Source organism: Streptomyces sp. NPDC048504, from assembly GCF_043200035.1.
GTDB lineage: Bacteria > Actinomycetota > Actinomycetes > Streptomycetales > Streptomycetaceae > Streptomyces.
The window spans coordinates 130,033-156,174 of record NZ_JBICXA010000017.1; the positions used below are offsets into that span (position 1 = coordinate 130,033).

A 26,142-nucleotide genomic window follows, 5' to 3' on the forward strand; every position below is an offset into this window, starting at 1 on the left:
CCTCCGATTGATCAATCCTTCGGCCGCCCGTGCAGAACCTCCAACGCGGTTACGGCGACGTGGAGTTGGGTGCGTTCGGCACCGGACTCCAGGTCGGCGCCGAGGAGGCGTTCGATGGTGTGCAGGCGCTGGTAGAAGGCCTGCCGGGAGAGGCCGACGCGTTTGGCCGCGATCGACTTGTTGCCGGCGGCGTCGAGGTATTCGCGCAGGGTGGCGAGCAGGTCGCTGCCGTGCCGGGCGTCGTGCTGGACCAGGCGCCCGAGGCGATGTTCCACGTACTTCTGGACCCGGACGTCATCGCGCAGGGAGTGGAGCAGCTCCGGCAGGCCCACGTCGGAGGCGACATGGAAAGGGCGGCCGCGAGAGGCGGGACCGATGGCGTCGGCGACCTCCTCGGCCTCGCGGAACGACCGGGTGACCTGGCTGAGTTCGGTGACACCCGGACCGACGGCGACGACGATGTCCTCTCCGAACGTGGCCCGCAGATCGAGGGCGATGCGTTCCACGACGGGCTGCCAGGCGCTCGCGCGGGCCAGCGCCATGAGCAGTCCGGTACGACGCCCGGACAGATCTCCCACCAGGGCTTTGACGCCGGAGGTGAGGAGCCCTTCGGCGAGGTGGGCGCTCACCGTGGCGTCGCCGACCCGCGCCCCCGCGTGGTCGACGACGACCGGCAGGAGACGGTGGCCGGTCGTCGGCAGCCCCAGCGCCTCGGCCCGCAGTCGCGCCTCGGTACGGCTGCGATACCGCCAGTGCAGCAGATCGAGCAGGACGGAACTATGCGCTCGCCGATCCCACTCCGGGGCGCCGGTGAGCCGGGCCAACGTGAGGGCGGTGGCGGCCTGTTCGAGGATCATCGTGTGCTCAGGACCGAACGGCGGTCCGCCCGTGAGGGGCAGCATGACGAGTCGCCCCCACCGGCTGCTCCGCTCCTCGACCGGCGCCACGAGCCACTCCTCGGGCCCGCTGACCGCGGCCCGGTCCGGCGTCCCGGCGGCGCGCGAACGACGCGGCCAGGCATCCAGGACCTGCCCGTCCGCGCGCCCGGCCACGGCCCAGCTCACCGCGTGGTGGATCAAGTTCTCCAGCACGACCGGACATCCCGAGAGGTCCGAAGCGGTCTGTACGAATTCCTCCGGTTCGGCACCGCGCAGAGTGAGCGACGTGAACAGCTCGTGCACATGCTGGGCGCGGCGCAGCAACTCGCCCTGGGCGTCCAGGATCAGGGCGTGCACGGTCTGAGTGACCTCGATGAACCGCACCCCGCGCGCCAGCACGATCAGCGGCAGATCCCGCTCACTGCACGCGGTGACGAGATCCGGGGGAGCCTGCTGATACCGGCGCCCCAGTTCCACGACCAGCCCCGCCACTCCGACGTCCGCCAACTGGTCGACGTAGCCGCGCAGTTGTGTCGGGTCCGAGGGGTGCGGCATGCCCGTGGTGAGGACCAGCTCCCCGCCCTCCTCGACGACCTCCAGCGCGCCGCCGCCCCGCACGGCCTGTTCTTCGGCCCCGACCCGTCCTCCCACAGCCGCTGCGCCCTCGGCGGCATGATCGGGAACGACGCGTGCGGCAACCACTCGGTGCGCTACGGCCGGACGGTCGAGCACGTCGAGGAGCTGGAGATCGTGACGGCCACGGGGGTGCGCGCGGTCGCCGGAGTCGGGGGACTGCGCGCCGTCGAGAGCGAGAACGCGGCCGAACTCGCCGCGCTGGACGCAGAGTTGACGCGGTTGGTCGACAACAACTTCGCCGCCCTGCGCACCGAACTCGGCCGCATCCCCCGCCAGGTCTCCGGCTACCAGCTCCACCACCTCCTCCCGGAACACGGCAGACACGCGGCCCGGGCCCTGGTCGGCACCGAGGGCACCTGCGCGATCGTCACCCGCGCGACCGTACGACTGCACCCCGTGCCCGCGGCCACCACACTGCTCGCGCTCGGCTACCGGGACGTCGTGGACGCGGCGTCGGACGTCCCGGCGATCCTGCGCCACCGGCCCACCGCCGTCGAGGGCATGGACGAGGCCATCGTCGCGACCCTCCGCCACCGACGCGGCCCGCACGCCGTCACCGGTCTGCCCGAGGGCGCCGCCTGGCTCTACGTCGAACTCGACGGCACCGACCAGACCGACGCCGACGCACGAGCCGCCAGCCTCCTGGCCGAACTCCGCACCGGGGAACGGATGGTGGCGGGCCGCGTCATCGACGACCCCGTCGAACGCCGGTCCCTGTGGCGCGTACGCGAGGACGGCGCGGGACTCGCGGCCCGCCTGGTCGACGGCGGCACGTCGTGGCCGGGCTGGGAGGACGCGGCCGTGGACTCGCGCCAACTGGCCGACTACCTGCGGGACTTCCGCGCCCTCCTCGCCAAGCGCGACTTCACCGGCGTGCTCTACGGCTACTTCGGCGCAGGCTGCGTCCACGTCCGCATCGACTTCGACCCGGCGAGGGCGGAGGGCGCAGCGGCCATGCGTGCCTTGCTGGAGGAAGCCGCCGCCCTGGTCGTCGCGCACGGCGGCACACTGTCCGGCGAACACGGCGACGGCCGCGCCCGCAGCGAACTCCTCGCCGCCATGTACAGCCCGCGCATGCGCGTCGCGTTCGCCTCCTACAAGCGGGTGTACGACCCCGACGGCATCCTCAATCCCGGGGTGATCGTCGACCCGGCGGCCGTCGACGCCGACCTCGCGCTGTATCCGATCACCTCCCGCGCGCTACAGGGAGGTTTCACCTTCCCCGACGACCCGGGCGGCCTCGCCGAAGCGGCGAGCCGGTGCATCGGCGTGGACCGTTGCCGCAGCGACACCGGCGGAGCCATGTGCCCCAGCCATCGCGCCACCCACGACGAACGCGACTCCACGCGAGGCCGCGCCCGGCTGTTGCAGGAGATGCTGCGCGACGGCCCCGGCACCGTCATCACCGACGGCAGCCGCTCGACGGAGGTACGGGACGCCCTCGACCTCTGCCTGTCCTGCAAGGCCTGCGCAGCCGACTGTCCGGTGGGCGTCGACATGGCGACGTACAAGTCGGAGTTCCTGCACCGGCATTACCGGCGTCGGCTGCGCCCGCTCAGCCACTACAGCCTGGGCTGGCTGCCCTGGTGGGCGGCGCCGGCCCGCTGGTTCGCCCGTCCTGTGAACGCCGTACTCGGTGGACCGTCGGGCCGACTGGTCGCACGGCTCGGCGGGGTGACCACCGAGCGCACTCTGCCACGCTTCGCCCGACGCCGTGACCTCCAAGCCCACTTGCCCCCGCAACCGGCAACCCCGGCCGCCGTGCTGCTCGTCGACTCCTTCACCCGGGCCTTCCGACCCGACGTCGCCGGAGCCGCCGCCCGCGTCCTGGCCGACGCCGGGGTCCCCGCGACCGCGCGCGACGGGCTGTGCTGCGGTCTCACCTGGATCAGCACCGGCCAACTGGGCATCGCCCGCCGCGTGTTGACCCGAACCGTCGAACGGCTCGACGCCGAGGGCGAGTTGCCCATCATCGTGCCTGAACCGAGCTGCGCCGCCGCACTCCGTCACGACGCACCCGCCCTCCTCGGCACGGACACCGCCCGCAGGGTCGCCGCCCGAGTCCACACCTTCTCCGGCGCGCTGACCGAACTCGCCGACCCCGACTGGAAACCCGCGGCCGTCCCCGACCGCGTCACCCTCCAGACCCACTGCCACGAGTACGCCGTCTTCGGCGAGACCACCCAGAGCACACTGCTGCGCCGCCTCGGCGTCGGACAGGTCGACGAGGCGAACGGCTGCTGCGGCCTGGCCGGCAACTTCGGCTTCGAAGCCGAGCACTACGACACCTCGATGGCCGTCGGTGCCCTCTCGGTCGCCCCGAAACTCGCCGCACTCGATCCGAACGCCACCGTCCTTGCCGACGGCTTCGGTTGCCGTACCCAGGCGGACCATCTCACCGGCCCCGACGGACCGCAGGCCCGGCACCTGGCCCAACTGCTCGACCCGAACCCGCCCGGAGGAAGCCGCTGATGACCACCACCACGTCCACGTCCGTCGTCGACACCGTGTCTGTCGTCGAGACCGTTCCCAAGCAGCTGTTCATCGGCGGGAGTTGGCAGGACGCGGCCGAGGGCGGCCGTTTCGCCGTGGACGACCCGGCCACCGGCGAGCGGCTGTGCGAGGTCGCCGACGCCGCACCGGCCGACGGGCAACGCGCCCTCGACGCGGCGGTGGCGGCGCAGGAGGCCTGGGCGGCGACCGCGCCCCGCGCCCGCAGCGAGATACTGCGCCGCGCCTACGAGATCATCCTCGAACGGCGGGAAGAACTCGCCCTGTTGATGACCCTGGAGATGGGCAAGCCCCCCGCGGAGGCGCGCGGCGAGGTCGGCTACGCGGCGGAGTTCTTCCGCTGGTTCTCCGAGGAGGCCGTCCGGATCGACGGCGGGTTCACCCGGACCCCCGACGGAGCCAACCGCGTCCTGGTCATGCGCCAGCCGGTGGGCCCCTGCCTTCTCATCACCCCGTGGAACTTCCCTCTTGCCATGGGCACCCGCAAGATCGGACCCGCGATCGCGGCCGGCTGCACCATGGTCCTCAAGCCCGCCCCGCAGACCCCGCTCTCCAGCCTGGCCCTCGCCGGGATCCTCACCGAGGCGGGTCTGCCCGAGGGCGTCCTCAACGTCGTGACCACGACCGACGCCGCCGGAGTGATCGAGCCCCTGCTGCGCGGCGGAGGCGTGCGCAAACTCTCCTTCACCGGGTCGACTCAGGTCGGGCGGCTGCTCCTTGCCCAGTGCGCCGACACCGTCGTCCGCACCTCCATGGAGCTGGGCGGCAACGCGCCCTTCATCGTCTTCGAGGACGCCGACCTCGACCGGGCCGTCGAGGGCGCCATGGTCGCGAAGATGCGGAACATGGGCGAGGCGTGCACCGCGGCCAACCGCTTCTTCGTGCACAGCGTGGTCGCGGACGCGTTCGCCGCACGGCTCGCCGAGCGGATGTCGGCACTCGCAGTCGGTCCCGGCACCCGACCCGGCTCCCAGGTGGGCCCGTTGATCGATGCCGCCGGACGCGCCAAGGCCGACGGTCTCGTCCAGGACGCCGTGACGCGCGGCGCCAAGGTGCTGACCGGCGGCGAAGTCCCGGACGGGCCCGGCCACTTCTACCCGCCGACAGTCATCACCGAGGTCCGCCCCGACTCGGACCTGATGCGGGCGGAGATCTTCGGTCCGGTCGCCGCCATCCTCACCTTCGACACCGAGGACGAGGTCGTCCGCGCCGCCAACGACACCGAATGGGGCCTGGTCGGCTACCTGTTCACCCGCGACCTCGACCGCGCCCTGCGCGTGGGCGAACGCCTGGAGACCGGCATGGTCGGCGTCAACACCGGCCTGGTCTCCAAGCCGGCCGCCCCCTTCGGCGGCGTCAAGCAGTCCGGTCTCGGGCGTGAGGGCGGACGGGTCGGCATCGACGAGTTCCTGGAGTACAAGTACCTGGCCATCCCCGTGGTGTCCGGGGCGGCGGACAGCCGTGGCTGACCGGCTCGTCGTCCTGCACCAGGGCACCCTGCCGCCGAACGCCGAGCACATCGAGGCGCTCGCGGACACGGTGTACGCCACCGAGGAGGAACTCCCGCTCCTGCTCCCCGGCGCGGACATCCTCCTGTGCTGGCACTCCATCACCCCTGCGGTCGCGACGAGTTGGCCGAAGGACCCGGCCCTCGCCCCCGGCTGGGTCCACGTGGCCGCCGCCGGAGTGGACTCGCTGCTCTTCCCAGCACTGGTCGACCACCCGGACGTGCTGCTGACCAACTCGCGGGGCGTCTACGACCGGGCCATCGCCGAATACGTCCTCGGCCTGGTCCTCGCCCTCGCCAAGGACTTCCCCGGCAGTTGGGAGCACCAGCGGCGCCGCGAGTGGCGCCCCCGCGACAGCGAGCGCATCGGCGGCCGTACGGCACTGGTGTGGGGGACCGGGCCCATCGGCCGTGCCGTCGCCCGCATGCTGCGCGCCGTCGGCATGCGGGTGTGCGGCGCCGGGCGCACCGCACGCACCGACGACCCGGACTTCGGCACCGTGCACGAGGGCGCGGGCCTGCGGACCGCGCTCGCCGGCGCGGACTACGTGATCCTCGCGGCCCCGCTCACCCCCGCGACCCGCTGCATGGTCGACGCGTCCGTCCTCGGCGCGATGAAACCCGGGGCCCGCCTGGTCAACGTCGGCCGGGGTGGCCTCGTGGACGAAGAGGCGCTCGTCAAACACCTCGCGGACGGCCGCCTGGCCGGAGCGGCCCTGGACGTCTTCGCGCAGGAGTCGCTGCCCGCCGCCTCACCGCTGTGGGACATGCCCGGCGTGATCGTCTCCCCGCACACGGCGGGCGAAGTCACCGGGTGGCGTGCCGAGTTGGCGGACCTGTTCCTGGAGAACCTCACCCGCAGGGTGGAGGGCCGGCCGCTGCGGAACGTGGTCGACAAGGAGAAGGGCTACGTGAGGGACCCAACCGCCATGGAACCGTGCTGAGTTCGCGACTCCGCGCTCGATGTCCCTGTCCGCGGCGTCCCGTCAGTCCTCGTCCCCGAACGGCAGCGAATCGAGATCCCCGGTGAAGTCCACCGCCGTCGGGAACATCAACTCCAAGGCGTCGTCCGGTAGTTCCTGCCGGGCTCCGGGAGCGCCCAGGGTCTGCTCCGTCCAGATGCACTTGCCCGTCGGCGTATAGCGCGTGCCCCAGCGCTGGGAGAGAGCGGTGATCAGTTGCAGACCGCGCCCGCCTTCGTCCGTGTCCGTGGCGCGGCGGATCCGGGGCATCGTCAGGCTGCCGTCGAAGACCTCGCAGATCAGCTCGGCGCCGTGCAGGAGGCGCAGACTGACCGGGCCCTTGGCATGGCGTACGACGTTGCCGACCAGCTCGCTGGCCAGGAGTTCCGTGGTCGGGGTCAGGTCCTCCAGACCCCAGGTGCGCAGCTGCTCCCGGACGTGACGGCGGGCCTGGCCTGCCGCCCGTGGGTCCTGGGGGAGCGGCCAGGAGGCGATCTTGTCGCTGGTCAGGGCGTGGAGTCGGGCAACGAGGAGGGCGGCGTCGTCGGCCGTCGAGTGCTCGGCGGGGAGCAGGCCCGCGGTGAGGGTGTCGCAGAGGTCCTCCAGGTCCGCCTCCGCGCCGGACCCGGTCCGGATCGCCGTGCTCAGGATGCGGGCCAGATCCGCCATGCCCTCGTCCATCTCGCGCTTCGACGACTCGACCAGGCCGTCGGTGTAGAGCACGAGGAGACTTCCCTCCGGCACCTTCAACTCGACCGTCTCGAAAGGAGGTTCCGCCGCGCCGAGGGGCGGATCGGCCGACAGCTCAGGGAAGTGGACGGTGCCGTCCGGGTGGACCACGGCCGGTGGCGGATGGCCGGCCCCGGCGATGGAACAGATCTGCGTCGTCGAGTCGTAGAGCGCGTACAGACACGTCACGTACGACTCCTCGCCCATGCCGGCGACGAGTTCGTTCAGGTGGCTCATGATCTCGTCGGGCGGTAGTTCCAGGTCGGCGAGGGTGTGCAGCGCGGTGCGCAGGCGGCCCATCGTCGCCGCCTCCGGCAGGCCGTGGCCCATGACATCGCCCACCACCAGGGCCACCTGGCCGCCGGAGAGCGGGATGATGTCGTACCAGTCGCCGCCCACGTCCATGCCCTGGCCCGCGGGAAGGTAGCGGGCGGCCGCGGTGCACGCCGGCAGCTCGGGCAGGACCCGGGGGAGCAGGCTCCGCTGGAGTTCACGGGACCGGGTGTGCTCGGCGTCGTAGAGCCGGGCTCGTTCCAGGGCCTGGGCGACGAGGGCGCTGATCGTGGTCAGCAGGGTGCGTTCCTCGTCGGTGAGCCGGCGGGCGCGGTCGAAGGCGACGACGCAGACCCCGAAGGTGTGACCGGACGCCGTCAGCGGCAGGAACGCCCACGCCTCCTTCCCCGCCCGTTCCGGTCTGGCGGCCAGCTCGGGGTAGTGGGCCGCGTACTCCTCGGTCGAGGAGAGGAACATCGGCAGACCGGACGCGATCACGTCCCAGCCCGGCTCACCGGGCGTACGCACGCCGCCGTCGACGGTGGCCAGGAAGTCGTCCGGGTAACCGTCCGCGCCCACGGTGTGCAGCCGGTCGCCCTCCACGGCCTGCACCAGCAGCCCGGCGGCGGCGAACGGCGGCAGCACCCGGCGGGCGACCGCGGCCACCACGTCCTGCGAGGTCGTCGCCTTGGCGAGAGCTGCCGTCAGCTCGCCCATCCGGACCGCGCGCCGGGCCACCGCCAGCTCGGACGCCCGGCGCTCCTCCTCGTGCTGCCGCTTCTCGGTCACATCGGTGAGGTAGAGGGTCACTCCGTCGGGACCCGGGACCAGCCGCAGGTGGTGACGGCGGCCGGTGCCCTCCAGCTGGGCGTCGAAGCCGACGGGCGTCTCCTCGGCCGCGGCCTTCCGGCAGCGGTCTTCCAGGCCGGGGACGTTCCGTACCGTGGGCAGCTCCCACAGCAGGCGCCCGAAAAGCTCCTCCTCGGACAGCCCCAGCGTGCGCTCCGCCTCCAGGTTGGCGAAGGTGATCCGCCACTCCTCGTCCACCGCGAGGAACCCGTCGCTCATGTGACGCAGGGCCCGGCTCAGCGCGTCCCGGGCTGACCGCGACTCGTTGCTCTCCCATCCCACGCCGATCATCCGGAGGGGCTCGCCCTGCTCGTCGTAGGTCGCCCGGCCGCGGGCCTGCGTCCAGCCGTACGTGCCGTCCAGGCGCCGTACCCGGTACTCGGCCTCGAACACGCCGTGCTCGCGGATCGCCCGGTCCACCGCGTCCAGCGTCGGCGCCAGGTCGTCGGGGTGGACGCACGCCATCCAGTTCTCGACCCTGGCGGTGTAGTCCTCGGGCCGGGTGCCGTAGAGCTCCAGGGCCGCCTCGTCCCAGATCAGCTCGCCGCCCTGGATGTCCCAGTCCCACGAGCCGACGCTGACCTCCTTCAGCGCCTGCCGAAGCCGGTCACGGTGGCCGCTCGGCTCGCTCTGGGAAGGCCCGGAGGGCGGAGGCGCCTGCCTCATCCGCTCCTCGGTCCAGGCGACCAGATCCCGGAGGAAGTCCCACTGCTCAGGCGAGGGTTCGCCCTGCTCGCCCATCAGGACCGTGAGCGCGCCGATGCTGCGGTCCCCGCCGGACACCGGTACGGCGGCCAGCCCGGTGCCGGGCCAGGCGAGCTTCTGACCCGCGGCGGCGGGCTGCACCGGCACCCACACACCACGGCCCTGGCGCACGGCCCCGGCCGGGGCCGTCGGGCCCTCCTGGTCGATGATCTCCCACGGGCGGGTGAGGGCGGGCGGCAGACCGGTCGACGACACCAGCCGCAGCGCGGACATCGGCCCACGCAGATGAATCGCTCCCCCGAGCGCGCCCAGCTCGCCCACCGCGTGCTGCAGTGCCAGCCGGAAGACCTCGCTCTCGGTGACGCCGGGGTCCACGGTGCCGAGCAGGGCCAGACGTGCGTTCATACCGTAAATTTTACCGTTCCCGCCTCACATAACGCGGTGCTGCGCAGGACTCTCACCTTTGACTCCCGCTCTCGCACACGGCTCTCAACAGGCAGCGCTCCAGACCGAGTTGCCCCGGTGGTCCACCCGCGTTCGCTCGGGTGACAATACTCGGCATCCGGGGGAACGGGGTGTCGTGAACGGGGTATGGAACCCCTTGATCATGTCCGGACGTTGTCACCCCGTCAGACTCACCCCCGCCCACCCGTCACACAGGAGCGGCATGGACATCGGCGTATTCATCCCCATCGGCAACAACGGCTGGCTCATATCGAAGAGTTCACCCCAGTACCTGCCGAGCTTCGAGCTGAACAAGGCGATCGTGCAGAAGGCCGAGGAGCACGGGCTCGACTTCGCGCTGTCGATGATCAAACTCAAGGGATTCGGCGGCGAGACCGAGTTCTGGGACCACAACCTGGAGTCGTTCACGCTGATGGCGGGCCTGGCCGCCGTGACGGAACGCATCAAGCTGTACGCCTCCACCCCGATCCTCGTCCTGCCCCCGGCGATCGTCGCCCGCATGGCCACGACCATCGACTCCATCGCTCCGGGCCGCTTCGGCATCAACATCGTCACCGGCTGGGCACCCGGCGAGTACTCCCAGATGGACCTGTGGCCCGGCGACGAACACTTCGGCAACCGCTACGCCCGCGCCGCCGAGTACGTCACCGTGATGAAGGAGCTGTGGAGCGAGGGCGTCAGCAACTTCAAGGGCGAGTTCTACGAGATGGACGACTGCGTACTCTCGCCGCGCCCGACGGACGGGCACATCGACATCGTCGCGGCCGGGCAGAGCCCCACGGGCATCCGGTTCGCCGCCGAGCACGCCGAGTACAACTTCATCCTGGGCAGCGGGGTCAACACCCCGCTCGGCCTGGCGGACACCACGGCCTCGCTCGTGGACGCGGCGGCGGGGACCGGCCGTGACGTCGGCGCGCTCTCCCTCTTCATGGTCATCGCCGACGAGACCGACGAGGCCGCCCAGGCGAAGTGGCAGGATTACCACGACAACGCCGACCACGCCGCGCTGGCGTACATGGCCGGCGAATCCGCCACGGACACCACCGCCGACGACACCTCCACCGCCCGCACCATCGTGCTGCCCGAGGGCGCGGTCAACTTCAACATGGGCACGCTGGTCGGTTCGTACGAGACCGTGGCGAAGATGCTCGACGAGGTCGCCGAGGTCGAGGGCACCAAGGGGATCATGCTCGTCTTCGACGACTTCCTCGTGGGCCTGGAGAACTTCGGCACCCGCATCCAGCCGCTGATGAAGTCCCGGTCGCAGGCCGGGTGACCGCCGCTCCCGATGCTCCGGGCCCGCGGTCGTGACCGTCGGCCGAGGTCCGTGGCGGGTGTTCGCGGCCACCGCCGTAGGGGTGGTGGCCGTGTTCCTCAACATGAGCGGTCTCGCCGTCGCGCTGCCCACCATCACCCGGGAGCTGGGGGCCGACCCGGGACAGGCCGACTGGATCCTGCTCGGCTACATGCTGGTCACCACCGCCCTGATCCTCGTCTTCGGCCGGCTCGCCGACATCGTCGGCCGCCGCAGCCTGTATCTCGGCGGGCTCGTCGTCTTCACTTCCGGGACCGGGCTCGCGGCGCTCTCCCCGTCGGCGGGGTTCCTGATCGCGGCCCGGCTCGTGCAGGGTGTCGGCGCCGCAGCCGTGATCACCAACAACACCGCCCTGCTGACCGATGTGTTCCCCGCGCGGACACTGGGCCGGGCCCTCGGCTGGAACGTCACCGTGGCCGCCACGGCCCAGGTCGCCGGACCGGTCGTCGGCGGCGCGGCCACCCAACTCCTCGGCTGGCGTGGGCTGTTCGTCGTCTGCGTGCCGATCGGGCTGGTCGCGATCGGGGCGTCGGTGCTGGCCGTTCCGGCGAGCGGAGCGCGGGTCGGTGGGGCCCGTGAACCGTTCGACCTGCCGGGCGCGCTGCTGTCCACGGCGATGCTGACCGCCCTCGTCCTCAGCCTCACACCCGGCGTCACGTCCACCGTCGCCGACTGGCTGCCGTGGGCCTGCGGTGCCGCGACCGTCGCGCTGTTCGCGGCGTTCGTCGTCGTCCAGACGCGCCGCTCCCACCCCCTGGTCGACGTGGCGTTGCTGCGCACCCGCGCGATCGCCCTCGTGCTCGCGGCCGTACTCGCCAACGCGGTCGGCAGCTACGCCGTCGTACTCCTCGCGTCCCTGCACGAGCAGGCGGCCGGCGGTGCCACGTCCCTGGAGGCGGGGGTGCTGGTGACACCGGTCGCGGCCGGCACGCTGCTCACCTCCGCCGCCGCGGGTTCGTTGTTCGACCGCTTCACTCCGCGCGAGCTGACCACGACCGGCATGGTGGTGACGGCGTGCGGACTGCTGGGCTTCTCGCTGACACTCTCGACTACGGCCGTGCCGTTCCTGGCCGTGGCTCCGTTCCTCTTCCTCGTCGGGGCCGGCACCGGACTGTTCATGACACCGAGCACGAGCGCGCTGATGCTCTCCGTACCGGCCGACCGGCGCGGAATGGCCAACGGCCTGCGGTCCACCACACAGAACGTGGGCTACCTCCTCAGCACGGCCCTCGCGCTCGCGTTCACGACGACCGGGCTGAGCGAACCGGCCCGCCAGGCCGCGTACGACGGGACACTGAACACCCTGAACGTGCTCGCGTCGGGCGAACTGGACCGGTTCGTCGCCAACATCCGCGCCACGGGGTTCGTCCTCACGGGCATCGTCGTGGCCGGGGGAGTGATCTGCCTGGCATTGCCTACGTCGTTGCGGGCACCCCGTACCGCTGACGTAGCCGCCGTCAACACCCCACCGGAGTCCGCCACTTCACGAAGGGCATCGTCATGACCGGTCATCAGCAGGAGGACTACGAGCGCGCCGGGTTCGACGGACAGCTCACCCCCGGAACGTCCCCGGCCCTGATCCTGGTGGACCCCGCCCGCGCCTACGTCGACCCGGACTGCCCGCTCTACGCCGGGGTCGAACCGGCGGTCGACGCGATGAGGCTCCTCCTGGCCGACGCACGCCGGGCCGGGATTCCGGTGATCGTGACGCGGGTACTGCTACGCGCGGACGGCAGCGACGGCGGCCTCTTCTTGCGCAAGGTGCCCGTCCTGCGGGCATTCGCCGAGGGCAGCCCCTTCGGCGAGTTCATCGAGGGCCTGGCTCCGGCGCCGGACGATCTGACCGTGACGAAGCAGTGCCCGAGCGCCTTCTTCGGCACCGCACTGGCCGACCACCTCACTGCACACGGAATCGACACCCTTCTCATCGGCGGCCTGTCGACGAGCGGCTGCGTGCGGGCCACCGCGTTGGACGCCATGCAGTACGGGTTCGTACCGGTCGTGGTCGAGGACGCCGTGGGCGACCGGGACCCGGACATCCACGCGGCGAACCTCTTCGACATCAAGCACAAGATCGGCGAGGTGTGGCCGCTCGGGCGGGCTCAGGGATATCTCGCGTCTCTCGGCTGAGTGCTGAGTGCTGGGGGTATCGGGGGGCCAGCACCCCACCGCCGGGACCTGTGAAGGCAATTGACGTGGTGTCACCATGCGCCGGGCCGGGCACGCGGAGGGACCACGATCCGCGCTCGCCCTGCTGCCGGCGACGGACCAGTCGCAAGCATGACGAACCGTCAACACCTTCCGCACGGCACGGGCGTGAAGAAGAGCGCAGGGGCCGACCGCACCCCGTACCCACACGTCCGCACCACCCTCGCACGCCCTCCTGTTCGAGGCCGGGCACTGATGGGCTCGTCGTCCGTACAACGAGGGGGAAAAGGACATGCGTCATCGTCTTGTGCAACGATTCGCCGTGCTGTGCGCGTCCGCCGCGCTGCTCATAGGGTCAGGTCTGGCGACCGGAACGACAGCCCACGCGTCATCGTCATCGCTCAGTGGATGCAGGCATCCGTACGTCTGTCTGTACGAACGCCATGAGGTCATGGTGGGCGCTTCCAAATACGTCACGGACTACTGGCAGACCTTCAGCCGTACCGACGTCAGGTACGCCTACAACGCCCGGCACTACGGTGTCGCGTACTTCCTCTACAGCAGTGGCTACACCAGCTGCGTCGAACCGGGCCGCCAGGCCTCTCTGCGCATCCAGGGCTACGGCAACGTGACCGGCATCCGCATCGGCACCCGCTCGCGCTGCTACGCCTGAACCGCATGTGACTCTTCGGAGAGAGGCTGTGTGCGCAGCCCAACACGCGGCGATCGCGGAAGCCTGCACAGGCATAGGAGCAGATGCTCCCCCTTGGCTTCCTGCGTGGCGCACGGCAGGTTCCCGCTCTTCCTTCCTGACCGCGAAAGCCACGGTCAGGAGGGAATCGGGCCCTGCATCACCAGGGCGAGGCCCTGTTCGGCGTCGTCGTTCAGGGCGTTGGTGAAGGCCTTGTCGTAGGCGTCGTCGCCCACCGACTTGCGGGCTTGGGACTCCCACTGGTCGCGGACCTCGGACAGTTCGGGGGTGCCGTGGTTCGGGTGGCCGAGCATGCGCCAGAACGTGTTCCCGGTGCCGGACGTGCGCGCGGCCGCGATGCCGTTGCCCTGGACCGCGTTCGCCCCGGTGAGGAGGTCGAGCGCGAGGGCGATGCCGAGGTTGTCGTTGAGGTTGTGCTTGCTGGTGAGCATGGCCCGGGCATGGAGTTCGGCGTCGTGCGGGCGACCCTGGAGAAGGTCTATGAAGGCGAGTTGGTGGAACGCGTACGACCGGGCCCAGTGCTCGCCGTACCGGACGCTGAGCCGGCGCAGGGCGATGGCCGCCTCGTAGGCCTCGGCCAGGCGGCCCAGCGCGGAGTGGGCGAACGTCCGGATCACCATGCAGCACAGCTGCGGCGCGCCCGACGGCGGCGACGTGCCGTGCCTGATCAGCGCCTGGTCGCACACGTCGTACGCGGTCTCGGGACGGCCCGCCATGAGGTGGGTCAGGCCGACGGTGTGGGCGGCGAAGAGTTCGGACTGTGGAGTGCCGTCCTCGCACGCCGCCTCGGTGCACTGGTCCCCGATGCGCAGGGCGGTCCGGTGGTCGCCCTGGAGGGTGAGCGTGATCCCCAGGGCCCAGAGCGCACGGGTGCGGGACGGGCCTTTGGGGGTGTCGAGGGCCAGGACGCGTTCTAGATAGTCGCGGGATTCGTGGAGGTGTCCGCAACAGGGCCAGAACAGGCCCGTGCGGCCGGCCATCTCGACGGCGGCATCCGGATCCGTCTCGATGAGGTGGTCGAGCGCGGCGCGCACGTCCGCGTGGGTCGCCGAGATCCGCGCGTACCAGGCGACCTGCCGGTCACTGAGCCAACCGGCCTCGGCCTCGGCCAACATGGCGGCGAAGTGCGCGGCGTGGAGCCGGGCGAGGGCGTCCGCCTCACCGAGTTCCGCGAGCCACATGGCGCCGTACTCGCAGAGTGTGTCCAGCATCCGGTAGCGGTCGCCCACCTGTTGGAGCACTGACTGGTCGACCAGCCGCTCCAGAAGCCACGGGATGTCGTCGGCAATGAGTGGGCCGCCCGCGCAGACGGACTGAGCGTCGGCCACGTCGAGGGGACCGCGGAAGACGGACAGCCTGGCCCACAGCAACCGCTCCAGCGGCGAGCACAGTTCATGGCTCCAGCCGATCGCCGTACGAAGCGCGCGGTGTCGCCTGGGCCACACCGTCTCGTCCACGAGCGTGTCCAGCCGTGAACCGAGACGCTCGGCGATCTCCGCGAGGCTGCTCTCCCGCAGGCGCGCACAGGCGAGTTCGACCGCGAGCGGGATCCCCTCCAGGCGGCGGCAGATGGCGGAGACGGCTTCGGCCGATCTGGGGGAGTCCAGGGACAGCGCGGGCGAGGCCGAGGCACAGCGCTCCCGGAACAGCCGTACGGCGTCTCCGCCGCCGCCCTCGTCCAGGGAGAGCGGAGTCACCTCGATACGGTGCTCGATCCGGACCCCGATGGCCTGTCTGCTGGTGGCCAGCACGGTCAACTGGGGCGCTGCGGCGAGGAGTTCGCTCACCAGGAGCAGGCAGGAGGCCAACACCCGTTCGCAGCAGTCGAAGACGAGGAGAACCTGCCGACCGGTCAGCCACTCGCACAACGCCTCGACCGGGGCGCGCGGATTGTGGTCCAGGAGATCGACCGCGTCGCAGACCGTCGCGGTGAACAACCGGTCGTCGTAGAGGTTGGACAGGTCGATCCACCAGACCCCGTCGGCGTACTGCCCCCGGACCTGCTCCGCGACGCGCAGCGCCAGGCGGCTCTTCCCGACACCGCCACCACCGGTGAGCGTGACGCATCGCTGCTGCGCCAACGCCGTCTTGACTGTGTCGAGTTCGCTTTCGCGGCCGACAAAGCTGGTCGTCATCACTGGGAGGTTGCCTAACACGGTTCCATCCTGCACGGACCGCACGAGGGGCTAAACCCTCTCATTGAAAACGGTCACAAGTGATCGGAGTTGGCAACTATTCGATCGAACGGTTCCTGTGGCCGACGGAGTGAAGTGCTGTGGCGGGTGTATCGATTCGGCGGGCTCTCGGCGGCCTCCGATGACGGCGGTTGCGCGATGCGGAACGGCTCGGCAGCCGTTGAGAGGTGCGGATGCGGGCACGGATTTTCGGAGCGTGACTCCTCCATCTTCCGCTGACCCGCAGGAAGTTCATGCACCTTCCTGCTCGACCGGATCCAGATAGAAGCTCGCCTGCGCGACCCGGTCGCCCTCGGTGCGCGCGACGACCACGCCCCTCACCAGAAAGGGAGTGTCGTCGACAGCGGTGCCGGCCATCTCCCACTCGCTCCAGACGACGTCGCCGTCCTGGACGGACCGCAGCACACGCGCCTCGGTGTCCGGCACGCGGGCGAAGAGGCCGGTCCAGTTCCTGCGTACGACGTCCTGCCCCATGAATCTCCGCGCCGGGTGCGTCGGCATGTCGCAGCGGTAGTCCTCGGTGAAGCGGGCGACCAGTGCTTCGAGATCCTGGGTCGAGATCGCCTTCCGCGGATTGTCGGGGAACGCAGACACACGGCTTCCTTTCATTTCTCCGCTTCCGCCGTGTTGATCTTAAGCCGGGCGCCCCGGCCGGGAATCCCCAACTCGGCCTGCACCAAACCCAGTTGATACCCCCTCGCGACGCCGCCGCAGAACCGGGCGCCTTACTCCACCTCGAAGGTGGCCCCCATCCCCATCCCGGTGATCCACTCCGGAACCGGTTCGTACGCGCTCCACACCAGCGGCGCCCGTACCGCCGCCTGCCCGATCAGCCACGTGCGGATCTCGTGCCCGCCGCTGCCCGCCTGCTCCTCAAGACCCGCGTCACCGAGGGCCGCGATCGGCTCGGACTCTCCCGTCCCCAACTGCTTGAGGAACCAGCGGTCCCACGCGCTGTTGACGTGCGCGTGCGGGTCGCCGCCCATCGCCCGGACCCGGGGTTCACGCGCGGCCGCGAAGGCGCGGGCGTCCTCGCGGCCGTGGATCACCGAGTGCCGGCGGTCCCCGGCCATCGCCGGATCGCGCGGGTCGTTGCTCGGCAGCCAGTGGGAGAGGCCGCCGCTCGCGATGAGCAGGACCCGGCCGGCGGCGCCGTCGCCGCGCAGGGTGTCGCCGAGCGCCCGGCCGAAGCCGATGCAGCGTTCCATGGTCGGCAGCGGGGGAGCGGCGGTGTTGACGACGAGCGGGACCATCGGGATGTCGGTGCCGCCGCACACCATCTCGTAGCTCTGCACGAGTCCGTGGTCGATGGTCAGCGAGTACGACAGCGACAGGTCGAAACCGGCGCGGGTGAGCCCGTCGTACACGGACCAGGCCAGTTCGCCGGCGACGGGCAGCGGGCCCGGCCTGCTGCCGAAGTCGCCGAATCCGACGGCGTGTTCGACGCCAATGAGGAACGGCGGCATCGCGTCGTAGAAGTTCGCGTGGAAGTGGTCGGGGCCGATGACCACGACCGCGTCGGGCGCGAACCGTGCGACCGTCCGGGAGAGCCGGGCCGCCTCGGATAGGAACTTTCCGCCGGGCTGCTCGGGACCGTCGGGCGGCAGCAGGGTGGCGAACGGGGAGTGGGACATGGCGGCCAGGCCGAGGATCTCGCTCATACCGGGTCCTTGCCGAGGAGGAGGAAGTCGCGGTGGGCGCGCAGGAATTCAGCGGGCTTCTCCCACTGCGGCCAGTGGCCCGCGTCCTCGATGACGTGCAGGCGGGCGTCGGGCAGCCAGCTCTGGAGCATCGCCGCCTCGTCGAGTCCGCCGGTCGGGTCGTGGTCGGTCCACAACAGGAGTGTGGGCGCGGTGATGCCACCGACCCAGGCGGGGTCCCAGGCGAAGTCCTTGCGTACTTCGGGGTCTTGGAGCACCAAGGTGTTCTCGATCGCGCGCAGGAAGCCGGGGCGGCCGTAGACGGCACGCCGTAGATTCACCAGCTCGTCGGTGACCATCGAGGTGTCGTGGAAGAGGAACTCGACCCGGCGGCGCACGGTTTCGTCGCTCGGGTCCCGGACGGCGGCCAGGGTGCTCTCGCGCATTTTGACCATCACCTCGGGCTTGTTGGCGATGTTCCCGGGGGTGTTGAGCACGAGTCGTTCGACGCGGTCGGGGTGGTGGGCCGCGGTCCACGCGGTGACCCATCCGCCGAGTGATTCGCCGGACAGGTGCGCCGAGTCGATCCCCAACTCGTCCATCAGGCCGATGAGATGGTCGGAGAGCACGTCGATCGTGTAAGGCCGGTCCGGGAGGTCGGACCAGCCATGGCCGACCATGTCGTAGGCGGTGACACGGAAGTCGGCGGCGAGCCCGGCGATGTCCCGGGCGTAGGCCTCCAGGTGTCCGCCGGTGCCGTGCAGCAGGATCAACTCGGGGCCGGCTCCTGCGCGCAGGACCCGGGTGCGGACGCCGGCGACGTCGACGAAGCGCAACTCGTGCTCCACGTCGGACAGTTCGCCCCAGATGCCGATGTGGGCGGGCAACGGGCTCATGCCTGCTCCTCCTTGAATCGCGCGCGGGCTTCGGCGACCGTGACCAGGCCCGCGCTCTGCCGGCGGCCGACGCCCAGCAGGTTCAGCAGACGGGAGTTCTCGATGGTGAGGAACTCGACCGGCTCGGTCCGGGAGTCGTTGTAGTGGCGGTGCCAGGTCCAGGGCGGGGTGTAGATGAAGTCGCCGGTGGCCCAGGGTTCGGTGTCGTCCTCCACCTCGCTGTGGCCATGCCCGCTGATGACGAAGTGCACCGTCTCGTGATGGTGGCGCTGCATGTCCGAACTGAGACCCGCCGGGATGGTCTGCCGGAAGAGTTCGAAGCTGGCCGTCGGCAGCAGCCCGGCGATCGCCAGCACGGTCGGGTTGTGCACCTGGTCGGCGGGCAGGGGCGCGAGCTGGTCGGCGTGCACGACGACCGGCCGCGCCGTACCGGGCCGCACGGTGTCGTGGATCGAGCCGAGGAAATCACCCATGGTGAAGCCGGATCCTGATTCCGCCATCAGATCGTCTCCGTCCTTCCGCCGTCGACCGTGAGCACGGTCCCGTTGATGTACGCCGCCTCGTCGGAGGCCAGGAACGCCACGGCGGCCGCGATCTCCGCCGGTCGCGCGGCCCGCCCGGCCGGAATGTGCGCGAGGTCCTGCGCGTCGAGTTCGTCGAATCCCTGGTGCGTGGCGTGTGCCCGGCTGGTCAGGATCTGGGTGCGCCGCTCGGTCGAAGTGGCGCCGGGGGCAACGCAGTTGACGGTCACGCCCGCGGCCGCGAACTCGCGGGAGAGCAGCTTGGCCGCGGCCGTGACCGCGGAACGCAGCACCACCGACGCCGCCAGGTCGGGCTGCGGCTGCCGTACCGCCGTGGACGTCACGAACACCACCCGCCCGAAGCCCCGCTTCGCCATGCCCGGCATCGCGCAGCGGGCCAGCCGCAGCGGGCCGAGCAGCAACAGCTCGGACGCCTCCCGCCACCGCGCGTCGTCGAGGTCGAGGATCCCGCCGGGCGGCGGACCACCGGCGTTCAGCACGAGCACGTCGAGGCCGCCGTACCGGTCGTCGACCTCTTCCATCGCCGCTACGGCCGAGGCGGGATCGGCCATGTCGCTCACCAGGGCGTGCACCTCGCGAGCCGGACCGTCGCCCACGGCGCCTGTGAGCCGCGTGGCCGCGGCTTCGAGGGCCTCGGCGCGACGGCCGGTGATCACCACCCGGTCGCCCGAACCGGCCAGGCGTTCCGCGACCGCGTGCCCGATACCGCTCGCACCGCCGCCGACCAATGCTGTCCGCATGATGTTGGCATCCTCCAGAATCCGCCCCAGGTCCGCCGGCGGGGACGGTCGTGGCCGAGCCCTCCCCTTGTCCGCCGGGCGGGGACAGCCTTAGCGTGACCGGCATGACCCCCGGGGAACAAGAGATGAGTCCCACTGCGCGGGACAGCAAGACCGAGACCTCGGGCCTTGAGCGCGCGGCGGCGATCCTCGGCGCCTTCGACGCGGCACACCGCGAACTGAGCCTCTCCGCGCTCGTGGCCCGCTGCGGGCTGCCCCGGTCGACCACCCACCGCACCGCGGACCGGATGATCCGGCTCGGCTGGCTGGACAAACCCCAGGGCCACTACCGGATCGGCAACCGGCTCTTCGAGATCGCGAGCCTGGCGCCGATCCGGCTCGAACTGCGCGAGGCCGTGCTGCCCTACCTGCAGGACCTGCACAGCGCGACCAGGAACACCGTGCAGCTCGGCGTCCTGGAGGGCGAGCAGATCCTGGTCGTCGAGAAGATCACCGGACACCGCCCCATGCCGATGCTCTCCCAGGTCGGCGGGATCATCCCGGCGTACTGCTCGGCGCTGGGCCGGGCCATCCTGGCCTACAGCGAGACCGAGACCATCGACGCAGTACTCGATGCCGGAACGCCGCCGCGCAACCCGCGCACGCTGACCACCAAGGAAGCCGTGATCCGCGAGCTGACCGCCGTCCCGGCCAGGGGCTGGGCGGTGGAGCGCGAGGAGGGCAACATCGGCGTGAGCTGCGTCGCCGCCCCGATCTTCGGCCCCTCCGGCGCGGTCGCCGCGGCCCTGTCCGTCACCGGGCCCACCGCCCTGGTCCGCGCCGACCGGGCCGGGCCCGCGGTACGGCTCGCCGCGGCGGCGGCCTCGCGGGCCTACAGCAACCGTCGTTGAAAAAGTCCCAGCCGGTGGGACTGGATCATTGCGCATCGGCCGTGCCGAACCCACGCTGGGCGCAGCAGACCAGCGCCGTGGCCGGTCGGCCACGGTGGCGACCGGAAGGAGACGACGGTGACTCTAGGCGGTGGCTACATGCTGCCCTCCCGCGACGGACACAAGATCGCGGCGATCGGGCTGGGCATCACCCTCAAGGCGGACGGTGCCGCGACACACGACGCGTACTCGCTGTTCGAGTACACGGTCCCGCCGGAGACCGACGGACCGCCGCCCCACCTGCACACCCGTGAGGACGAGTCCTTCATCTGCCTCGCCGGACGGCTCGACGTGCACCTCGGCGGCAAGGACTTCGTCCTCGAACACGGCGACTACCTCTACCTGCCGCGCGACGTGATCCACGCCTTCCGCAACCCCTACCAGGAGGAGTCGCGCGTCATCTCCGTCGTCTCGCCGGCCGGCCTTGAGGCCTACTACCAGACGCTCGCGGACATGCCACCCGGCCCGAAGGACATCGGGCTGATGAAGAAAATCATGGCCGACTTCGGCATCGAGCTCCAACTGCCGCCCGAGGTCGCCTGATCATGAGGATCGCCATCATCGGTGCCGGTGTCGCCGGCCTGGTCACCGCGAAGGTGCTCACCCAGGCCGGTCACCGGACGGACGTGTTCGACAAGACCCCGGACGTCGGCGGCGTGTGGAGCCGCACACGCCGCTACCCGGGAGTCACCACACAGAGCCCGAAGGCGCAGTACTCCTTCTCCGACTTCCCCATGCCCGCGGACTTCCCCGAGTGGCCCGACGGCGCTCAGGTCCAGTCCTACCTCGCCGACTACACCGCGCACTTCGGACTCGAACCCGTCCTGCGCCTGAGCACCGAGGTGCTCTCTGCACGGCCGACCGCCGACGGCGCGTGGAGCGTCGAGTACCGCGACTCCGCGGGCACACACAGCACGGAGACGTACGACCGTCTCGTCGTCGCCAATGGGGTGTTCTGCGAACCGGCGGTCCCGAGGTTCGACGGCCTGGCGGAGTTCACCGCGGCCGGCGGCCGGGTGTGCGCGGGCACCGAGTTCCACGACGCCGAACAGGCGCGCGACCGCCATGTCCTCGTCGTCGGCTACGGCAAGTCGGCCTGCGACGTGGCCGTGCCGATCAGCGCCGTCGCCGCCCGCACCGACGTGATCGCGCGCCAACTGCTGTGGAAGGTCCCGCGCAAGATCGGCGGCAGACTCAACTTCAAGATGCTGCTGCTCACCCGGCTCGGCGAAGCGCTGTTCCGGTACATCCGCCCGCGAGGCTTCGAACGCTTCCTGCACGGCCCCGGCAACGGCCTGCGCCGCCGGATGATCAACTCCATCGGCACGGTGTCGATACGCCAACTCGGCCTGAAGCGGCTGGATCTGGTGCCCCGGGGGACGATGGAGGACATCGTGCGCGGCGCGATCGGCCTCGCGACCGAGGGCTTCTTCGAGGCCGTCACCGCGGGCGACATCACCGTCCACCGGGACCGCACCATCGAGCAGCTCCTCGTCGTGGACGGCAAGCCCTCCGCCCGCCTCTCCGACGGCACCGTGCTGCCCGCGGACCTGATGGTCTGCGCCACCGGCTTCACCCAGGGCGTCCCGTTCCTGCCCGAGAAAGTCCGCGAGCAACTCCTCGACGAGCGCGGCAACTTCATGCTCTACCGCCAGATCCTGCCCCTCGGGATCCCCGGCCTGTACTTCAACGGCTACAACTCCTCCTTCTTCAGCCCGCTCAACGCCGAGATCGCCGCCCTGTGGATCGCCGCCGACCTCGCCGGCGCGCTGGCGACACCCGACACCGGGACCATGCGGCACGCGGTCGTGGAACAACTCGCCTTCATGGACATCGCCACCGACACGCACCACTGCCGCGGCACCAAGATCATCCCGTTCTCGATGCACAACGCCGACGAAGTGCTCGGCGACCTGGACATCGACATCAACCCGCTTGTCCGCGCCGCCCATTGGCTCGGCCCGGTCGATCCGGCCGCGTACCGACGCCTGACCCCGAAGCTGCTGAAGCGCCTGGCACTGATCGAGCCCCGACACGGGGACCGACTGCGCCTCCTTCCCGGCCCGGACAGCTCGGACCCTGCTACCGGGCCGGGAAGTACACGGCAGGCCCAGTCGGACGTGCCGACCGGCTAGGAGTCGATCAACCGAACGTCATGGTGATCGGCGTGCGCACGCTCCGCGCCGGGAGTGTGACGGTCAGGGTGCTGGTCGTGCTGTCGAAGTGGTAGGCGTGGGAAGGGAGTCGGGCCCCTCCCACTCGGACGGTGTTCGGGGCGGTGACGCCGAGGAGCGAGACGGTCCAGTGCCGGTTTCTGATCTGGCCGTGGAAGCTTCCGGCCGGAGGATCGATCGTCACCGTGTGCCGGGTGCCGTTCTCCCGGTACCGGATCTTCGTGACGGCGCTGTGGCCCCGCCCGGTGCCGGTGGTCCCGTCGTCCTCGTAGAGGGTGGAGATGCCGGAGGCGCCCGCGGCGACGGTGAGCGTGACCTTGGTCAGCGGGGCCTTGTCGTTGCTGGTGACGTCGTTCGTGCGGGTCGGGATGACGGCGCCCGCCCGGACGAACACCGGCATGGTGTCGAGGCCGGAGGTGATGTTCTGGGTGGTGCCGCCGGCGTAGGTCTGACCGGTGAAGTAGTCGGTCCACTGGCTGCCCGGCGGGAACCACACCGAGGTCGTCGCCGTGGCGCCGGGCGTGGTGACGGGGGCGACGAGCATGTCGGGGCCGTAGAAGTACTCGCTGCCCGAAGTGGCGTACGCCTGCGGCTCGTTGGGGTACTGCAGGTACATCGGGCGGGTGACCGGGACGCCGGTCGTGTTGGCCTGCTGCGCGAGCGAGTAGGTGTAGGGCACCAGGTTCTCGCGGAGGTTGAGGAACTTGTCGGCCGAGGCGCGGGCCGCCGTGCCGTACTGCCAGGGCAGGCGGTCGCTGTGGTTGCTGTGCAGGCGGTCGATGGGCTGGAAGGTGCCGAGCTGGACCCAGCGGGCGTACATGTCGTCGGGGAGTTTGTGCGTGGTGTGGGTCGTGCCGTCGGCGGTGTAGGTCTCCGAACCGGTCAGGTTCGTCGTGTCGTTGTGGCCGCCGATGTCATGGCTGATCGCCGACATGCCGGTGGCGGCCGCCTCACCGGGCGTGTAGCCGACCTCGGCCTTCAGGGTGCCCCAAGTGGAGGAGGTGTCACCGGTGAAGTGGACGGTGGTGCGCTTGTCGGCCCACGGCCCGGTGGGCAGCCCCTGCTGGCCGCTGTAACCGCCCGCCTGGAGCGAGCCGTAGGCGCGGGAGACGGCGAAGCCCCGGCCGATGGTCTTGTCGGCGTCCGTCGCGTACTGCTGGTTGATCCACGCGTCGGGAGTGACACCGGGCAGCGAGGACTGGGAGGCGTCGCAGCACCAGTCCAGCCACCAGAAGTCGTTGCCCTGCTGGTCCATCGTCTGATGCAGGTCCATGTACGCCTTGAGCTGGTCGGGGTCGCCCCAGTCGAAGGTGTAGCAGTCACCGGCACCGCTGCTCGCGGCGGGCGCGCAACCCCCCTTGTGCAGCTTGCCCTTGGCGGTCGCCTGGGCCTGCGTGAACTGCGGGTCGCTGCTCAGGATGCTCGGGTGGATGTTGAGCGTGTTGTGCAGCCCCTGGGAGGCGGCCCAGTCGAAGAACCCCTTCGGATCAGGGAACTTGGACTGGTCGATCTCCCAACCGCTCCACGTGTTGGGTGACTTGAAGTCCGTGTCGGTCACCAGGACGTCGAGGGGCACACCCTCGGCGCGGAAGGCGGGCAGGATCCTGTTCTCGTAGTCGGCGGCGGTGCGGTCGATGTACTCCGAATACCAAACGCCGTACGCCCATTGGGGAAGCAGTTCGGGCGGACCGGTGAGGGTGGCCAGGTCGGTCAGCGCCCGCTGGTAGTCGTGGCCGTAGCCGAAGACATAGCCGTCCTGGTACGGCGCGCCGCCGTGGGAGGGGCGCTGGGTGACCTGGTGGGTGCCGGTGTCGTACAGGGCGGAGGAGGTGTCGTCGAGGAGGTACCAGCCGTCCTTGTAGAGCAGGCCGGGTGTGGTGGCCGGCGCCCCGTTGTCGCCGTCGACGCCGTCGAGGCTGCGGCGGTAGCCGCCGAGCGCCAAGTGCGGTTGCGGGGCAGGGGAGTTGGCCGCCGTGACGGAGACCGTGTCGAGGTTGACGTGACAGCTCGCGGCGTCCGGGCAGCCGACGGTGATGTCGTTCGCCCCGGCCTTGAGAGCGACGGGGACGGAGGCGGTGCTCCAGGTGTCCCAGTTGCCGGTGACCGGCAGCGACAGGGTCCGCGTGGTGCCGCCGGACGACACCGTCGCCGTACGGGTCTGGTAGAGCCCGTCGCTGCCGGTGGCGTTGGCGTAGCGCACCCGCAACGCGTAGGTGCCGTCGGCCGGTACGCCGACCACGCGGGTCAACGCGCTTGTGCCCTGGTTGAGTTCGGCGACGAAGCCGCTCCCGGAGTACCCGGCGTGATCGGTGGCGGTGATCGCCGTACCCGAGACGCGGTCGGCCTCCGCCTCGCAGTTCACGCCGTATCCGCAACTCGTGATCGCGGTCGTGGAGGTGGAGGGGAAGCCGCTGCCCTGGTTCACCAGGGCGACGCTGTCGAGGTTGATGTCCCCGGAGTCGGCGGCGGTCCTCGTCAGCGTCAACGTGTGCTGTCCGGCGCCGAGTTGGACCGCGCTGCTCGCGAGACCCCAGGTGTTCCAGTTGGCGGTGGTCGGCAGACTCACCGTGCGGCTCGCGCCGCCGTCCACCGACAGCGTGAGGGTGCGGGTGGTGTTCTGGCCGTCCCCGCCGACGGAGTTGGCGTAGCGCGCGTCGAATGTGTACGTCCCCGCCGCGCTGACATTGACGTCGGCCGACACGGAGTCGCCCGTCCCCTCGAAACCGGCGAGGAACCCGGACCCGGTGTAGCCGTCGTGGTCCGTGGCGAAACCGGCCCCGCTGTGGGGCAGTTGCTCGGCCTCGCACAGGGCGCCCAGGCCGCAGGTGAGCCGGTGCCACGGGCTCGCGTCGACCGCCGACCCGCCGGCCGACAGGTGCACGGAGAGGTTCTGCGCGTCGAACGGCCCTGAATCCACCTGGTACTTGAGGGTGAGCGCGCTCGTGGTGATGGTCAGCCAGCCGTTGGACGTACTCGATGTGTACGGGGGCGGTGTGAACGCGGTGCGGCCGATCGCGTTGAACGTCGCGCTGTCGGTGAACTTCCCGTCCTGCGCGTACTCCGTGCGGATCAGGGTCGGGGACAGGACCTGGAAGCGCGCGTCGCCCGAAGTCACCGATGCGGCACGGTGGTTGGCCGCCGCGTGCGCCGAGGCCGCTCCGGTTCCGGTCACGAGCATGGCGGCCAGGGTGCTGATGAGGGCGAGGACCGTGACGTGTCTTCGCGGGAAGCGTGTGGTGCGTGACGCCGATCGTCTTCTCACGGACAGCTCCGTCCTGGAGTGGGGCCACGTGGGCCCGTGGTGGAGGTGTGCCGGTTCCCGTTCGCGCCTGGTGG

At 70.7% G+C, this 26,142-nt stretch carries 19 protein-coding genes; 10 read left to right on the forward strand and 9 right to left on the reverse strand.

What is annotated here, in order from left to right; genetic code table 11:
- Positions 1-11: 11 nt before the first annotated feature.
- The gene (locus tag ACGFY9_RS35755) at positions 12-1,496 is read right to left on the reverse strand and encodes a PucR family transcriptional regulator (RefSeq protein WP_393761203.1); all 1,485 of its coding nucleotides are present in this window, start codon (positions 1,494-1,496) and stop codon (positions 12-14) included.
- On the opposite strand from ACGFY9_RS35755, the gene ACGFY9_RS35760 reads away from it, so the two are divergent.
- From ACGFY9_RS35760 to ACGFY9_RS35770, 3 genes are read left to right on the forward strand one after another with little or no spacing between them, the layout of a single operon-like run.
- On the forward strand, positions 1,425-3,986 hold the full coding sequence (locus ACGFY9_RS35760) for an FAD-binding and (Fe-S)-binding domain-containing protein (protein ID WP_393761205.1): 2,562 nt from the start codon (positions 1,425-1,427) through the stop codon (positions 3,984-3,986). The two genes, ACGFY9_RS35755 and ACGFY9_RS35760, sit on opposite strands and share 72 nt — an antisense overlap.
- Positions 3,986-5,494 carry an NAD-dependent succinate-semialdehyde dehydrogenase gene (locus tag ACGFY9_RS35765; RefSeq protein ID WP_393761207.1) on the forward strand — a complete coding sequence of 503 codons (1,509 nt, stop codon included), beginning with the start codon at positions 3,986-3,988 and terminating at the stop codon, positions 5,492-5,494. Before ACGFY9_RS35760 ends, ACGFY9_RS35765 begins: the two co-directional genes overlap by 1 nt.
- Positions 5,487-6,476 carry a D-2-hydroxyacid dehydrogenase gene (locus tag ACGFY9_RS35770; RefSeq protein ID WP_393761209.1) on the forward strand — a complete coding sequence of 330 codons (990 nt, stop codon included), beginning with the start codon at positions 5,487-5,489 and terminating at the stop codon, positions 6,474-6,476. Before ACGFY9_RS35765 ends, ACGFY9_RS35770 begins: the two co-directional genes overlap by 8 nt.
- 42 nt (positions 6,477-6,518) lie before the next feature.
- On the opposite strand, the gene ACGFY9_RS35775 is transcribed toward ACGFY9_RS35770, so the two are convergent.
- Positions 6,519-9,455 carry a SpoIIE family protein phosphatase gene (locus ACGFY9_RS35775; RefSeq protein ID WP_393761211.1) on the reverse strand — a complete coding sequence of 979 codons (2,937 nt, stop codon included), beginning with the start codon at positions 9,453-9,455 and terminating at the stop codon, positions 6,519-6,521.
- Positions 9,456-9,717: 262 nt separating this feature from the next.
- Here ACGFY9_RS35775 and rutA point away from each other — a divergent pair, with 262 nt between their 5' ends.
- The 4 genes from rutA to ACGFY9_RS35795 all read left to right on the forward strand — a co-directional run bounded on the left by rutA (position 9,718) and on the right by ACGFY9_RS35795 (position 13,651).
- Complete coding sequence (rutA, locus tag ACGFY9_RS35780) at positions 9,718-10,791, forward strand: pyrimidine utilization protein A (protein ID WP_393761213.1); 1,074 nt, start codon at positions 9,718-9,720, stop codon at positions 10,789-10,791.
- 31 nt (positions 10,792-10,822) lie between these two features.
- The gene (locus ACGFY9_RS35785; protein WP_393761215.1) at positions 10,823-12,334 is read left to right on the forward strand and encodes an MFS transporter; all 1,512 of its coding nucleotides are present in this window, start codon (positions 10,823-10,825) and stop codon (positions 12,332-12,334) included.
- Positions 12,331-12,960 (forward strand): isochorismatase family protein, encoded by a 630-nt coding sequence (locus tag ACGFY9_RS35790; RefSeq protein WP_393761217.1) that lies wholly within the window; start codon positions 12,331-12,333, stop codon positions 12,958-12,960. The genes ACGFY9_RS35785 and ACGFY9_RS35790 overlap by 4 nt, the downstream gene beginning before the upstream one ends.
- 469 nt (positions 12,961-13,429) lie before the next feature.
- Positions 13,430-13,651: a hypothetical protein gene (locus tag ACGFY9_RS35795; protein ID WP_393761219.1), complete on the forward strand. Its 222-nt coding sequence runs from the start codon at positions 13,430-13,432 to the stop codon at positions 13,649-13,651.
- A 155-nt stretch (positions 13,652-13,806) separates the two neighbouring features.
- On the opposite strand, the gene ACGFY9_RS35800 is transcribed toward ACGFY9_RS35795, so the two are convergent.
- From ACGFY9_RS35800 to ACGFY9_RS35825, 6 genes are all read right to left on the reverse strand, one after another.
- Positions 13,807-15,825, reverse strand: a complete 2,019-nt coding sequence (locus ACGFY9_RS35800) for an ATP-binding protein (protein ID WP_393761221.1) — start codon at positions 15,823-15,825, stop codon at positions 13,807-13,809.
- 291 nt (positions 15,826-16,116) lie between these two features.
- Complete coding sequence (locus ACGFY9_RS35805; RefSeq protein WP_393761222.1) at positions 16,117-16,479, reverse strand: nuclear transport factor 2 family protein; 363 nt, start codon at positions 16,477-16,479, stop codon at positions 16,117-16,119.
- Positions 16,480-16,610: 131 nt separating this feature from the next.
- Positions 16,611-17,546, reverse strand: a complete 936-nt coding sequence (locus tag ACGFY9_RS35810) for a 2,3-dihydroxyphenylpropionate 1,2-dioxygenase (protein ID WP_393761223.1) — start codon at positions 17,544-17,546, stop codon at positions 16,611-16,613.
- Complete coding sequence (locus ACGFY9_RS35815; protein ID WP_393761224.1) at positions 17,543-18,421, reverse strand: alpha/beta fold hydrolase; 879 nt, start codon at positions 18,419-18,421, stop codon at positions 17,543-17,545. Before ACGFY9_RS35815 ends, ACGFY9_RS35810 begins: the two co-directional genes overlap by 4 nt.
- Complete coding sequence (locus ACGFY9_RS35820) at positions 18,418-18,921, reverse strand: cupin domain-containing protein (protein WP_393761225.1); 504 nt, start codon at positions 18,919-18,921, stop codon at positions 18,418-18,420. Before ACGFY9_RS35820 ends, ACGFY9_RS35815 begins: the two co-directional genes overlap by 4 nt.
- Positions 18,921-19,703, reverse strand: a complete 783-nt coding sequence (locus ACGFY9_RS35825) for an SDR family oxidoreductase (protein WP_393761227.1) — start codon at positions 19,701-19,703, stop codon at positions 18,921-18,923. Before ACGFY9_RS35825 ends, ACGFY9_RS35820 begins: the two co-directional genes overlap by 1 nt.
- 125 nt (positions 19,704-19,828) lie before the next feature.
- Between ACGFY9_RS35825 and ACGFY9_RS35830 the strand changes: the two genes are divergently transcribed.
- The 3 genes from ACGFY9_RS35830 (at position 19,829) to ACGFY9_RS35840 (ending at position 22,767) form a co-directional block, all read left to right on the forward strand.
- Complete coding sequence (locus ACGFY9_RS35830) at positions 19,829-20,593, forward strand: IclR family transcriptional regulator (RefSeq protein WP_393761229.1); 765 nt, start codon at positions 19,829-19,831, stop codon at positions 20,591-20,593.
- Positions 20,594-20,710: 117 nt separating this feature from the next.
- Positions 20,711-21,175, forward strand: coding sequence for a cupin domain-containing protein (locus tag ACGFY9_RS35835; RefSeq protein WP_327406873.1), 465 nt, complete (start codon positions 20,711-20,713; stop codon positions 21,173-21,175).
- A 2-nt stretch (positions 21,176-21,177) separates the two neighbouring features.
- The gene (locus ACGFY9_RS35840) at positions 21,178-22,767 is read left to right on the forward strand and encodes a flavin-containing monooxygenase (RefSeq protein ID WP_393761231.1); all 1,590 of its coding nucleotides are present in this window, start codon (positions 21,178-21,180) and stop codon (positions 22,765-22,767) included.
- 7 nt (positions 22,768-22,774) lie between these two features.
- On the opposite strand, the gene ACGFY9_RS35845 is transcribed toward ACGFY9_RS35840, so the two are convergent.
- The gene (locus ACGFY9_RS35845; protein ID WP_393761463.1) at positions 22,775-25,984 is read right to left on the reverse strand and encodes a TIM-barrel domain-containing protein; all 3,210 of its coding nucleotides are present in this window, start codon (positions 25,982-25,984) and stop codon (positions 22,775-22,777) included.
- Positions 25,985-26,142: the final 158 nt, after the last annotated feature.